At 31.3% G+C, this 13,787-nt stretch carries 11 protein-coding genes; all 11 read left to right on the top strand.

Annotated features, from left to right (window positions below; genetic code table 11):
* Positions 1–10: 10 nt before the first annotated feature.
* The 11 genes from ABW637_RS03175 to ABW637_RS03125 all read left to right on the top strand — a co-directional run bounded on the left by ABW637_RS03175 (position 11) and on the right by ABW637_RS03125 (position 13,743).
* Positions 11–700 carry an acylneuraminate cytidylyltransferase family protein gene (locus ABW637_RS03175; RefSeq protein ID WP_367583183.1) on the top strand — a complete coding sequence of 230 codons (690 nt, stop codon included), beginning with the start codon at positions 11–13 and terminating at the stop codon, positions 698–700.
* Positions 697–1,542: an imidazole glycerol phosphate synthase subunit HisF gene (hisF, locus tag ABW637_RS03170; RefSeq protein WP_367583182.1), complete on the top strand. Its 846-nt coding sequence runs from the start codon at positions 697–699 to the stop codon at positions 1,540–1,542. Before ABW637_RS03175 ends, hisF begins: the two co-directional genes overlap by 4 nt.
* Positions 1,539–2,195 (top strand): imidazole glycerol phosphate synthase subunit HisH, encoded by a 657-nt coding sequence (hisH, locus tag ABW637_RS03165; RefSeq protein ID WP_367583181.1) that lies wholly within the window; start codon positions 1,539–1,541, stop codon positions 2,193–2,195. Before hisF ends, hisH begins: the two co-directional genes overlap by 4 nt.
* Positions 2,196–2,198: 3 nt before the next feature.
* Positions 2,199–3,494: an N-acetyl sugar amidotransferase gene (locus ABW637_RS03160; protein WP_367583180.1), complete on the top strand. Its 1,296-nt coding sequence runs from the start codon at positions 2,199–2,201 to the stop codon at positions 3,492–3,494.
* A 149-nt stretch (positions 3,495–3,643) separates the two neighbouring features.
* Positions 3,644–4,933: an O-antigen ligase family protein gene (locus ABW637_RS03155; protein ID WP_367583179.1), complete on the top strand. Its 1,290-nt coding sequence runs from the start codon at positions 3,644–3,646 to the stop codon at positions 4,931–4,933.
* Positions 4,934–4,958: 25 nt separating this feature from the next.
* The gene (locus ABW637_RS03150; protein WP_367583178.1) at positions 4,959–6,392 is read left to right on the top strand and encodes a lipopolysaccharide biosynthesis protein; all 1,434 of its coding nucleotides are present in this window, start codon (positions 4,959–4,961) and stop codon (positions 6,390–6,392) included.
* Positions 6,393–6,394: 2 nt separating this feature from the next.
* Positions 6,395–7,678 carry a hypothetical protein gene (locus ABW637_RS03145; protein ID WP_367583177.1) on the top strand — a complete coding sequence of 428 codons (1,284 nt, stop codon included), beginning with the start codon at positions 6,395–6,397 and terminating at the stop codon, positions 7,676–7,678.
* 92 nt (positions 7,679–7,770) lie between these two features.
* Positions 7,771–8,892 carry an O-antigen ligase family protein gene (locus ABW637_RS03140; protein ID WP_367583176.1) on the top strand — a complete coding sequence of 374 codons (1,122 nt, stop codon included), beginning with the start codon at positions 7,771–7,773 and terminating at the stop codon, positions 8,890–8,892.
* Positions 8,882–10,534 (top strand): Ig-like domain-containing protein, encoded by a 1,653-nt coding sequence (locus ABW637_RS03135; protein ID WP_367583175.1) that lies wholly within the window; start codon positions 8,882–8,884, stop codon positions 10,532–10,534. The genes ABW637_RS03140 and ABW637_RS03135 overlap by 11 nt, the downstream gene beginning before the upstream one ends.
* Positions 10,535–10,578: 44 nt before the next feature.
* Positions 10,579–12,306, top strand: coding sequence for a hypothetical protein (locus ABW637_RS03130; protein WP_367583174.1), 1,728 nt, complete (start codon positions 10,579–10,581; stop codon positions 12,304–12,306).
* A 111-nt stretch (positions 12,307–12,417) separates the two neighbouring features.
* A complete protein-coding gene (locus ABW637_RS03125; RefSeq protein ID WP_367583173.1) occupies positions 12,418–13,743 on the top strand; it encodes an FISUMP domain-containing protein in 1,326 nt (441 codons plus the stop codon).
* Positions 13,744–13,787: the final 44 nt, after the last annotated feature.

The following is a 13,787-nucleotide window of genomic DNA, read 5'->3' as shown; positions in this document are numbered from 1 at the left end:
TAAGGAATCTATGAGACCATTGGTTGTCATACCAGCTCGAGGAGGAAGTAAAGGTATACCTAAAAAAAATATTAAATTATTAAATGGTAAACCATTAATCGCTTATGCGATAGAAATGGCTTTAGAAGTGTTCCCTAAAGACGATATTTGTGTAAGTACTGATAATGATGAAATAGCACTAGAAGCCGAAAAAGCAGGACTTGAAATTCTATTCAAAAGACCAAAGGAATTAGCAACCGATACCGCAGGAACACAAGAAGTTTTGCTTCATGCAATCGATTTTTATGAAAAAAAGGATAACACCTATGATACTTTGGTTTTGCTGCAACCCACTTCTCCTTTTCGTAAATCAAAGCACCTTAAAGAAGCATTAGAATTATATTCTTCAGATCTTGATATGGTAGTTTCGGTAAAAGAATCTAAAGGTAATCCTTATTATAATCTATTTGAAGAAGAAAATGGGCTGTTAAAAAAATCCAAGAAAGGTCAATATGTTAGAAGGCAAGATGTGCCAAAAGTATACGAATATAATGGAGCAATCTATATTATTAATATTAAGTCATTGAAAAACAATACTATTTCATCTTTTAGTAAAGTAAAAAAGTATGTAATGGATGAAATATCCTCGATGGACCTAGACAATCATTTGGATTGGAAAATATGTGAATTATTAATTAAAGAAGAATCAATTAAAATATGAATACAGTTAGATGTATCGCACGTTTAGATGTTAAAGGCCCAAATTTGGTTAAGGGAATTCATCTGGAAGGATTAAGAGTTTTGGGTAGACCAGAAGTCTTTAGCGAATATTATTATAAACAAGGGGCAGATGAATTATTCTATCAAGATGTAGTAGCGAGTTTATACGAAAGAAATGGCCTTCATGACTTGATTTCTAAAGTGGCTAAATTTAGTTTTATACCCTTAACAGTAGGTGGTGGTATACGAAGTATTGAAGACATAAAACAAATGTTAAAAGCAGGAGCAGATAAGGTGGCAATTAATACCGCTGCCATCAAAAACCCAGATTTGATTTCTGAAGCCGCTACCGTATTTGGTTCATCAACCATTGTAGTTGCCATTGAAGCATCAAAACAAAGTGATGGTTCGTATTTGGCGTATACAGATAATGGAAGAGAACACACAGGTGTCGACGCAATACAATGGGCAGAACAAGTGGCAGAGCTCGGGGCTGGTGAAATAGTGGTAACATCAATTGATAATGAAGGAACAGGAGTTGGGTTTGATAATGAATTAACTAAAAAAATATCTACAAAAGTTTCGGTACCGGTAATTGCCCATGGAGGAGCTGGAAAATTAAATCATATAAATGAAACTATAGAGGCTAAGGCTAACGCGTTGGCTTTTGCCTCGGTATTACATTATGACTATTTGGCTAATAACAAATCTTCGGCTTCTGAAGAAGAAGGAAACACCGAGTTTTTGAAAAAGAACATGTCTTTCAATAAAATTAGCCCATTTAGTATCAAAGACATCAAAAATCATATGCATATTAATAATATTCCCTGTAGAACGTTATGAAAAAGAAGGACGATTTTAAGTTAACAATTATTGATTACGGGTCAAGCAATTTATACAGTGTAATCAACGCCTGCAAAACTTTTGGGATAGACCCCGTGGTTTCAAACGACCATGCTATAATTAAAAGTTCTGATGCCGTTATTTTACCAGGAGTTGGAGCATTTAATGAAGCTATGTCTAGTCTTGAGAAATTAGATTTAATAGAACCAATTAAGGAATTTGTTCATTCAGGCAAACCATTCATGGGGATATGTCTTGGTTTACACCTTTTGTTTGAACGTAGCGAAGAGTTTGGAGATACAAAAGGATTAGGTTTAGTAAAAGGAAGTATCAAAAAGTTCCCTTCAGATAAAGAACAAAACCTTAAAGTTCCGCAAATAGCCTGGAACAAAATAAATAGTGTAAATAACAACAATTGGGAGAAGTCCCCCTTTGCTACAATTCAAGAGGGTACCTTCATGTATTTTGTACATTCATTTTATGCCGATGCAGAGGATCCTGAGGTTATACTTTCAGAAACCGAATATAATAATGTTACTTATTGCTCATCAATTCTAAAAAACAATATCTTTGCCACTCAATTTCATCCTGAAAAAAGTGGTGATTTAGGATTAGAAATCTATAAAAACTGGTTTAGTAATATAATACAATAAGATATGAATAGTTTTGATGTTCCTATGGAAGAACGTATAAAAAGAGGTTGGTATGATGCAGATAAATCAAATTTAAAAGAAGAATTACCAGCTTTTTACGGATTACCATCAGAAGTTAAATTCTGTACCAAGTGTGCAATGTCTAATCAAAGACCCACATCTGCTGTAGAATTTAAACATACAAAAGACAGTAAGAAAACCACTATGAACTTTGATGAACAAGGAGTTTGTGATGCATGTAGAACTGCCGAGAAGAAAGAAAATATTGATTGGGATAAAAGAGAGCAGGAACTAGTTAAATTATTAGATAAATACAGAAGAACAGACGGAGGATATGATTGCCTTGTTCCCGGAAGTGGAGGAAAAGACAGTGCATATCAGGCACACGTTCTAAAGTATAAATACGGAATGAACCCTTTAACTATAACCTGGCCACCAATATTGTATACCGAATACGGATATGAGAACTGGAAAAACTGGATAGATAAAGGAGGATTTGATAATTACTCTTTTCGAAGAAATGGTAGTGTGATGAAATTATTGACTAAACTGTCTATAGAAAATTTATTCCACCCATTTCAAACCTTTATTCTAGGGCAAAAGAATTTAGCACCTAAATTTGCTGCAAAATTTGATATTCCGTTAATTTTTTATGGAGAAAATGAAGCAGAGTATGGTAACCCAATTGCAGATAATAGTACTTCTTTAAGAGATAAGTCGTATTATAGTTTTAATAATATTGATGAAATCTATCTTGGTGGATTATCAGTTAAAGACATTCAAGATAAGCATGATGTACGACTGTCTGATTTAATGTCTTTTTTCCCACCCACAGAAAAAGAACTGGAAAACAAAGATATTGAAGTACATTACCTTGGATATTATTTAAAATGGACCCCACAAGAGGTGTATTATTATGCTACCGAGAATACAGGGTTTAAAGCAAGACCTTTTAGAACTCAAGGTACATACAGTAAGTATAACAGTATCGATGATAAAATAGATGATTTACATTATTATACTACATATATAAAGTTTGGTATTGGTAGAGCTACATATGATGCCTCTCAAGAAATAAGAAATAAGCATATCACTCGTGAAGAAGGACAAGCACTGGTGAGACGTTTTGATGGAGAATTTCCAGATAAGTATTTTAGTAATATTATGGAATATATTGATCTTGGAGAAGATGAGTTTTTTGAACTGTCTGATAAGTTTAGATCACCACATTTATGGGCTAATGTAGACGGAGAGTGGAAATTGAGGCATAATATTAATAAAACAGGGGTTAATGATTAAATTATAAGCCCAAGTAATACTGGTGATATTATTAATAAGCTATAACTCGAGCATGTTTACTTTTAAAAACATGCTTGTGTTTTTTAAAAAAGGTGGTCGAATTACTAGAATGAAGCCCTTATTACCTGGTATAATTAATATTGGAAATATTGAATAATTTTAAACTTCAATTATTAAATCGTAAAGATTGGAACTTCAGAGAAGTTGTAGAGGTAATCTTAAAAAACTTACCTATTGCTTTTGCTTTTCTTTTACCAATAAGTCAAAATCTTTCTACAATTTGTTTACCGATTTGGGTTGCTTTCTCTTTATTCAACATCAAGTTTAAAAAGCTAACTATAAATAAAGCACACTTTATACCTATATTGTATTATGCTTTGTTGATGCTTTCTTTTCTCTATTCAGATAAAATTATACCTAGATATTTCGAATATCGAATGTCTTTAATAGTCATTCCTATACTATGTATTATTAATAAAGATATCATCTTTGAACAACGAAAAAAAATCCTATCCTTTTTTGTTTATGGATGTTTAGCAGCCGTTTTGATTTGTTTTATTAATGCGTTTTACAACGCTATCCATTTTACCGAAGAGGGTGTACGTTTTTCGTCTAAAATCTTAGAAGAATTCTCCTTATCCAATTCGATTCTGTATGGAGGAAATCATTTTTTTGCAACCAACTTCTCAATATTACATCAAACGGTTTATTTTTCAATGTATCTAACGTTTGCTGCACTTATTGTTATAGAGGTTCCTTTTACGAAGCGAATTGTTAATTGGGGTTTAATAAGCGTTTTTGTGATAGCTGTTATTTGTGTGCTAAATAGAGCTTCGTATTTGGTCTTTTTCATTTTAGGATTTTTTCTAATCATCAGAAAAATAAAATCAACACACTTTAAGCTTTTATCAATAGTATTAGTAATGGCAAGCGCAACGATTGTTTATAATTATAATCCTAGAATTAAAAGAAACATAAACAATATTAAAACGTTTCTAAACAATGAAGATCAGAGTTTATCAAAAAGAAACGAGCTTATTAATAATATTGACCAAAGAGTATTATTATGGAACGAGTCGATAGAGCTTATCAAAACTAATCTTTTTTTTGGTTTAGGCTTAGGAGATGTTGAAGATGAATTAAATGCTCGTTTTAAGGAGAAAAAACTTGACCTTTTAATAGGTTTAAACTCACATAATCAATATTTACAAACTTTAATCGAATTTGGATTAATAGGGTTTTCTTTATTACTGCTATTATTTTATTATGTATATCGAAATTCGCCAGAGGTGTACACGAACATCATTGGAATTAGTTTTATTATTATAGTTGGAATAAATTTTATGTTTGAATCTATGCTTAGTCGATATTCGGGACTTTCATTTATAGTGTTTTTTTATTGTGTTCTAACAAATTTTAAAAAAAGAAGTATATCCTAAATATACACTAAACTTAATAAACATTGTGCTAAAAAAAATTCTCACATTTTCATCTTCCTACGTTGCGATAGAAGCATTGCAAAAAGGAGTCATGTTTTTTTTGATGTCTCTTTTTACGCATCACATGACAACCGAAGAGTATGGGATTATTTCTTCTGCCTTGATGATTATACAAGTTTTGGCTATTGTTTTTTCACTTTCAACTACTGCATCGATATCAAGGTATTATTTTAAGTTTTACGAGAATAAGGATGACCTCAAGGATTTTTTAGGAACCAGTTTCTTATTCATCTTAGTAATAGGTTTATTTTTTCTATTGCTTTTTCTGATTTTTGGAAAGTTTATTTTTCAATGGATATTTCCAGAGATACCCTATTACCCAATAATGATATGGGTTTTTTTACTGTGTGTTTTGCAGCCATTTAACATGGCATATTTAGGCTTATTAAAGTCTCAATTAAAATTAAAAAAATATTCTATACTCTATTCAGTCTATTATGTTTTACAATTTGCCTTAATGGCAATTACAATTCTTGTAGAGAACATGAAGCACGAAGGCTATATTTTATCATTACTGCTTTCTAATATTGTTTTTATGTTAATTGTAAGCGTGTTTTTGATAAAAGAAATTAACTTTTGTATAAAAAAGGAATACCTGAAGTTATCACTACAGTATTCACTATCCTTTATTCCTGCAGAGATATTTGCCGTTGTAAATGCATTAATTGATCGGTTTTTTATTCTTAGTTTACTTACTTTATCTGCACTAGGGATATATCATATAGCCATTCAGATAGGTGCAATTATAGTATTAATAACAAGAGCTTTAAATTATGCATATTTGCCACATTTCATGAAAATTTATGAAAGTGGAAAAAAGGATTTTTCTGAAATATATAAATTTGCAGACCTTTCTGTGCTTATAACAGTACTTATTACTGGATACCTTTCTATTGTTAGCCCTTATTTCATTGAGTATTTTTTAGATAAAAGCTATATAGACGCAAAGAACGTTGTAGTATATATTAACTTCCTGTACGCCCTTAATAGTGTGTTTTTTATTAATGTAAATGTGTTATCCTTAACTCCTAAATTGGTACGATCAAAAACGATAGTATTAATTTTTGGCGGGATAATTAATTTTTTATTGAATTATATATTAATTAAGCAATATGACTTGATAGGAGCGGCAATTGCAACACTTGCAGGTTTTATTATTACGAATCTTTTATTAGGATATTGGGTTAAATTGAAAACGACATTTACCTTTAAAAGCTTTAAAAACTTGTTTTTCATTGTACTGTCTATGTTATGTACGGTTTTTATACTTCGTTTTTCTAGTGGCTATATAATCCTTGATTTGGTATTAATGCTTGCATCATTTACAATATTTAGTGTACTAATATTTGGTTATATTCATCGGTTAAACCCGTTAAACCTAATTAAAATCAAATTTTAAAAATGCATATTAATGAAATAGAAGATGTAATTTTCAAGATCGAAAAAGAGAATGAAGTCGCTTTAGGAAATTATAAAGAATGGGCTCTTATCAGGAATAGGTTATATATGAACTTGCTCAAACCTCTTGATTTAGGTATAAAAACTAAAAAAGAAAGAATACTAAGCACATTTTTTTTTCAAAATTTATTTTATGGTCTTCGCAAATGGTTTAAGCGTTATGACGTTTTAGTATTTACACATAATGAAAACAGAAGACTTGTTGAAGAAAAATATTTTGATAGAGTATTAGATGGGCTTATCGATAAAGCAGAAAGAAAAAGCACATTGTTTATTACACTTACAGACAAATCCTTTATTAAGCAAAAAGAATTATACTCTGCAAATGTAGTTTCTCAACTGATTTTAGACATTTTTGCATATATCTTATTTATAGTTAGCCCTAAAAGAACAAATAGAGGTACCGAAATTCAGGAAATAGTAAAAAAATATGGGATAACCATTGATCAACAAAAAGAACTTAGGCTTTTTAAAGCATATTATAGGTTTTATAAGTTGTTTTTAAAGGTGTACCGACCCAAAAAGATTTTTGTGAGTACATATTATTCCGCTACAAGAAATTATATGATTAAAGCGGCAAATGATCTGGGTATTCCAACCATAGAAGGACAACATGGATATATAGGTAATGCACACCCATCATATAATTGTGATATAGCACTTGATACATCTTATATTCCGTCTCAGTTATGGGTATTTTCAGAGTTTGATAAAAATGTTCTCGAACGAAGAGGTGTATATACTCAAGATCAAATAAAAGTAAAAGGAAATGCCTATTTAGATTATATTAAATCTGAAGGCAAAAAACAAAAGCCCGAAATAATAGAGCGTATTGCAAAGTATAAAAAAGTGGTCGGAGTTTCATTACAAATACCAATGGAAGGTCAACTTATACCATTTGTAATAGAGGCTGCTAATTTGGATCCATCGATTTTATATATTCTTATTCCAAGAAAATGGAATGAAAGATATGAGGAGATCGACCTGCCAGCTAATGTTGTTTTTTCTAAAAAAAATGGATTTTATGATGTTGTTGTATGGTGTACTCATCATTCTACAGTATTCTCTTCTACAGCTTTCGAGGCTAATTATTTCGGAATTCCTAACATATTAATCGATATCGATGGATTGGCAACGAGATATTTTGGAGTATTTTTTGAAAAACAAAATATAGTGAATGATAAAAGAGAATTTATTAATCTAATTTTGCCTCATAATAAAAGTTAATCGTATTGAGATATTTAAGTAAAAATATAGTAAGTACATCTATAACATTGTTTTTGCTTTTGTTTTTGTTTTTTCCATTGGGGATACCAAAAATGGAGTTTGTAAAGACATATATGCTTCTTACCGTGTTTTTGGGCCTTATTTTCATATCCTTTATTAAAATCCAAAAATTATATGAATACGAAATTATTTGGCTATTATTATTATTCTATCTAGCGCTTACTATTGTCTATTCTGATGATTATACCGTGGCAATTAAAGCAATTATTGGTGAGGTCATTCTCATAGTATTCTATTTTTTGTATAGATTCTTTTTGAATGAAATAGGAATTGACAGATATACTAAGATATTGACCTCGTTAGGAAAATGGTATTTAATTGTAGCACTCCTTTTGTATTTTTTAGGGTTTTATTTTTATTACCTAAAAGGGATTCGTACAATGCCGCTGTTTTATACAGATCAAGAATACAGGGTGCTAGGAGCAATGTTTAATAAATGGACAGGCATGCCAAGATTGGTAGGTCCGGGATTTGGTGTAGATTCGTTTAATTGGATGAGCTCCTTTTTTATTATAGTTTTTTGGATAAACAAAAATTATAAATGGCTCATTATTGGAGTTATTTGTTCTTTATTAACTTTTTCTATAACCTTTTTATTAGTGTTAGCCTTGGTTATAGTTTATTTCATAATTAAAAAAGGGAAACTATTTTCAATGCTCATGGCACTGGCACCAGTAGTAGGAATTGTATTTTATTATTACAAAACAAACGACTGGTTTAATAATATAATCGAATCCAGGATTACCTCTGCTCAATCCGGAACAGGAAGATTTGATATATGGAGTTTTATATTTGAAAAAATTTGGGAAAGACCTTTTTTCGGGCACGGCATCAATCAATTAAAAGTGCATTTAGAGACCTATTCGGATAAATCTATTCGTTCTGCTCATAATACACTAATAGAAATCTTTTTTAACTCGGGTATTATAGGTGTTTTCTTATATGTAATTTTTATTCTTGGTTTTTATTTGGCATGCTATAATGTCGATAGAAAAAACGGAAGCATTTATTTTAGAGTTCTTTTTTTGTGCTACTTTGTTTTTTCTATGGCAAATACGAGTATTTATAATTTTTCAACCTTATTATTCTTTAGTTTTGTATTCCTTTATACACACACCAATCATTTAAAAAAAGCAGAGCAAAATGAAAACTAGAATATATACATATCGAAAGATAAATTTTTTATTTAAAGTTCTTTTGTTGAGTACTATTACATTATTAGTGTGGAATTGTAGTAGTGATGATGATAACCAAAAACCATTACTTAATATTATTAGCCCGGAGAATAATCTTACTGTAATCGAAGGTGATATTATAGAGATCCAAGTACAGGCAAACGACCCTGATGGTTTAATAGAAAATGTTTCGATAAGTTATAATGGAGAGACTATCTCCGAAGCTTTAGTACCTCCATATAATTTTACCTTTGATACTTCAGGGCTAACTGCAGGTGAACACGAAATTATTGCAATTGTACAAGATAATAATAACTTAACCAATGTAGCCTCTTTACTAATAACAGTTATAGCTAATCAACAACCAACTCTTAAAATTCTTTCACCAGAAAATAACTTTACTGTAAATAGAAAAGAGAAGATTGAAATAAAAACCGAAGCAAATGACGCCGACGGTTCGATAGAAAAAGTTTCGTTACAAGTTGATGGTAATTTAGTAGATGAGGTATTCGCGGCCCCCTATACATTTGTATACGATACGTCTGATTTGTCTGAGGGTGTGCATACAATTGAAGTAATTGCAACGGACAATAAGGAGTTGAGTAATTCAGAATCTATAAATATTATGATCATAACAGATCCACCTTCTTTTATGTCAAATGTTTCTTTTATTGGTACAACGCTTGTTAGAATTGATGGTTTAGTAGAATCTTACGGAAATCCTGAATTAGAAAAACGCTATTTTGGAATTTGTTGGAATGAAACCGGATCCCCTACAATTAACGACAATTTAGGTGAGATAGGGTTTGAAATTTATAATGTTATTGATAATAGCGGTAATGAAGATGTTTTTCATTCAAAAATCAAAGGGCTTAAGTTAGGAACAAAATATTATGTAAGATGTTATGCCGAATCACCATACACAAATGAAATATATTATGGTGAAGAAATGAGTTTTACTACTGCAAATTCTTACGTTTCTGATTCAGGGACTTTCGTAGATAGTAGAGACTCTAATATATATAAGTGGATAAAAGTTGGTGATAAAATATGGATGGCAGAAAATCTGAAATATTTAGAAGCTGCTACTGCAATTATAAATTATAATGACCCAGATCCAGGGGATTCATGTAATATCATTTTTGATCATAATGCGGCAGCACAAAATGAAAATTACCAAAATTATGGGTGTTTGTATAAAGGGAACGGCACTACTACTAGTAATTATTTACCTCCTTCGGGATGGCACGTGGCTAACAGTAGTGAGTGGAATGATTTATTAGATTATGTAGGAGGTGCTGAGATTGCAGGCACTATTTTAAAGAGTGAAGACGGATGGGACCCTCCTGGCTCACCAAGCACTAATCTTTCAGGTTTTTCTGTTCTTCCAGGAGGATACAGATCTTTTTTGTATTGTTCTTATACCGATAATGCTGGCAGTTTAGGAAAAACAGCTTCGTTTTACACTTCATCAAATAGACTTGTAGGTCGGGAAAGCGAAAGAGTATATTATACTTTTAATCATGATTCTGAATCAGTTGTTTTAGGATCTTCGGATGTATATGACGAATTAGTCCATAAAGAACTATATTATATTAGATGTGTCAAAGATGCTAATTAATATATTTTGTAAAACCTCATGAAGATTAATATTTAAGAAAAAGAATGGCAAAAATACTATTGACCACTAAGAATGACATTTGTGACGAAATTAAAAACAATGTTTTTAAATACAATGAAATTATAGAGGATAATTTTTTGTTACTATCATTTAAAAAATTAAATGTAGATAACGAGAATTTTGCGGCTTTTGCTAATGGGGATTTTATTGTTTCTGCAGGCACATTGATCTATGATGAGGTCATAGGTAATAAAGCATTAGAAAACATATATCAGGACTATAATGGAAAACCAGATAGCGTAAGAAAAAAAATTATAGGTAACTATACACTTGTAATAAAAAAGAAAAACAAAATTCATGTATTTGTAGATGAAAACTCAATACATGATCTTTATTATAAAGTTGATGAATCCAAATACACTCTTGGTACGTCCTTATATGATGTCGCTATAACCGAATTAGAGACGATTTCGGTTAGTAAAAATAAACTAGCAGAACTTTGTGCTCAATATTCAATAATAGGCCAAGAAACGTTTTATAATGAGATTAACAGGTTGCAGGCTAACCAAATAGTGGTTATTGATTGCCAAACCAATGTAGTAGAAATAAAAGAGGTAACTAATCATGTAGAAGCTCTTGATTTGAGTACTATTGAGGAATATCTCGATTATACGGTGAATCAAATGGATATATGCGGTAAGGCTCTTGCAAAAAACTTCAGGAAATTTGGTATTTCAATGACCGGAGGGCTAGATTCCCGAATTATATTATCTATCTTTTTAAAACATAATATTAGCCCCAAACTATATTACGGCGTAGGAAATAATTCTATAACCAATACCAAAAGTGGTGACCTTGTTGTTAATCAAAAGCTTTCAGAAAAATATGACCTGACTCTAAAAGTAATGGATTGGGATCATCCAGATCCTATAGATGCTAATTGGAATGCACTATTAAAAAAGTATGGGTTTTTGTCTGAAGTATATGCTGGAGCTAATATTTTTTCTGAATTCGAGAATATCGATGTAGATTTTATTGAATATGGATATTTCGGAGAACCTTTTAGGAATGTAGATTGGATAGAGAATAAGAAAAAAGGTAGCTTTAGTTTAGACCATTTTTTAGATGATTTTTATATCAATACATCAGCCAGATGCCTTGTCGATGATTTTGATGCGTATAAAGATGGAATCCGAAAAAGTTTTATCAAAGTTTGCCAACAAAATAACCTGGATTACAATAAATTAACCTTAGAGAATTTTCAGGTTTTACATAATGAATATCGCAAGAATGCAGATAAGATTATGCTAAACTTATCGAACCTTTTTTGCTATTCTGCAAGTGTTTTATCACAGAAAAGGTTTACCAATATATCAGAATCTTTACCCAAAAATTATAAGAACAATGCCAGTTTTATACTAAGACTTCTGGATAAACTACACCCTGATATTTTAGAAACAGAATTTTTCTCACACACTAAATCCTGGATATTTAAAAGAGAAAATTTCGAACTAAAAAGAAAAGATGTAATAAAACTGGATAAGATTGTGGGGGTCATTAGAAAATTGAATATTAACACCACATTTCTTGAAAAAATATACGGATCCCTGCGTAAAAACAAGGAATCTGAAGAGGTTAAAAACAGAGAAGCGCTAAGAAATTTTTTAAAAGAAAAAACTCCTCAGGTCAATTTAGATGAAATTACACAAATAGGCCTACTGGCTAAATACACGCATAATAGTTATATGATTTCAAAAACTATTAAAAAGTAAGAATTTTTATAACTAGCTACAGGTCATTTTTCTCAATAAGCGCAAATTAATTTTTAGTACATTTGTGCAATACAAAGTTTGATCCTACCCATTAAATTAAACTCTTTATTTATGAATAGTAGATTAAAATATGTATTCCTTTTTGCCATTATTCTAACCTTGTTTAATTGTGCAGATGATGATGGAAATCAAAAACCTATAGTTAAGATTCTCTCCCCTGAAAATGGAGAAACTTTCAATGTCAAAGAATTAGTTGATATAGAAGTTGAAGCAGATGATTTAGATGGATCAATAGAAAAAGTTTCATTTTATGTTAATGACCAATTGGTAAAGGAACTTATAAAGAAGCCTTATGCTATAAACGTTGATACATCTAGGTTTCTTGCAGGGACTATTGAAATTACAGTTATTGCTGCAGATAACAACGGACAAACATCTGCTCAGGTGATAGATATAAATACCAAAGTAGACCCACCTACTGTGAAAATGTCTATGTCTCTTGTTGGAACTTCATTTGCTAGCGTTGAGGGGGTAGTAGAGTCCTTTGGAACACCCGAATTACGTCCTGAATTTAATACGTACTATGGAATTTGCTGGAATGAAAGTGGAGCTCCTACAATAAATGATAATGCGACCCATTTATCTTTTAAAGTTACTTCATTTCCCACTACTATTACTAATGATTTTTCTGCAAGTATGAAGGGTCTTAAACTAGGAACAAAATATTTTGTTAGGAGTTATACTACCTCTCCTTGGACAACGGAAGTGTTTTATGGTGAAGAAATGAGTTTTACTACCAAAGATTCCTATGTTTCCGATTCTGGGACTTTTACGGATTCCAGGGACGGAAATCAGTATAAATGGGTAAAAATTGGTAATCAAACATGGATGGCAGAAAATGTAAGATATCTAGAAAGTGCAGCGGCCATTATAGATTATGATGATCCAGATCCAACCGATCCTTGTAATAATATTTTTGATAAAGAAGCAGCTATTCGTAATGAGAATTATATAAAATATGGTTGTTTATATAGACCAGACCTCCGTAATGTAGCTCCTCCAGGATGGCACGTTGCAAGTATGGATGAATGGAGTGAGTTGATAAATTATGTAGGAGGTGGTCAAGTTGCTGGAGCTATTTTGAAAAGTAGGGATGGTTGGGGAGCTTCTGATACTCCAGGAACAGATCTTGCCAATTTTTCTGTCCAGCCAGGTGGTCAAAGGTGGTATTTATTTTGTTCTTTTGGAGAGGGAACTAGTCCGGGCAATACTACTTCATTTTGGACTACATCCAATGTTACCGTGGGGCGTGACCAAGAAAGAGTTTATTATAGATTTGATCATGATTCGGAATCCGCTTTTGTTGGCAGTCAATATATTGATGAATCGGGACAAAAAGGTCTTTACTATATTCGATGCGTAAAAAATACTAATTAATAATCTTGGCTAGAAACAGGAGTAATTAAGCAGTCACGCTATAT

The sequence above is a fragment of the Aquimarina penaris genome (assembly GCF_040786285.1).
Taxonomy (GTDB): domain Bacteria; phylum Bacteroidota; class Bacteroidia; order Flavobacteriales; family Flavobacteriaceae; genus Aquimarina.
Note: the sequence above shows the minus strand (reverse complement) of the source record. Positions and strands in the feature narration are given on the sequence as shown.

Bases quoted from the DNA above. Each gene is read 5' to 3' on its own strand.
- ABW637_RS03175 (WP_367583183.1), top strand. From the start codon at position 11: ATGAGACCATTGGTTGTCATACCAGCTCGAGGAGGAAGTAAAGGTATA.
- ABW637_RS03130 (WP_367583174.1), top strand. From the start codon at position 10,579: ATGGCAAAAATACTATTGACCACTAAGAATGACATTTGTGACGAAATT.
- hisF (WP_367583182.1), top strand. From the start codon at position 697: ATGAATACAGTTAGATGTATCGCACGTTTAGATGTTAAAGGCCCAAAT.
- hisH (WP_367583181.1), top strand. From the start codon at position 1,539: ATGAAAAAGAAGGACGATTTTAAGTTAACAATTATTGATTACGGGTCA.
- ABW637_RS03145 (WP_367583177.1), top strand. From the start codon at position 6,395: ATGCATATTAATGAAATAGAAGATGTAATTTTCAAGATCGAAAAAGAG.
- ABW637_RS03135 (WP_367583175.1), top strand. From the start codon at position 8,882: ATGAAAACTAGAATATATACATATCGAAAGATAAATTTTTTATTTAAA.
- ABW637_RS03125 (WP_367583173.1), top strand. From the start codon at position 12,418: ATGAATAGTAGATTAAAATATGTATTCCTTTTTGCCATTATTCTAACC.
- ABW637_RS03140 (WP_367583176.1), top strand. From the start codon at position 7,771: ATGGAGTTTGTAAAGACATATATGCTTCTTACCGTGTTTTTGGGCCTT.
- ABW637_RS03160 (WP_367583180.1), top strand. From the start codon at position 2,199: ATGAATAGTTTTGATGTTCCTATGGAAGAACGTATAAAAAGAGGTTGG.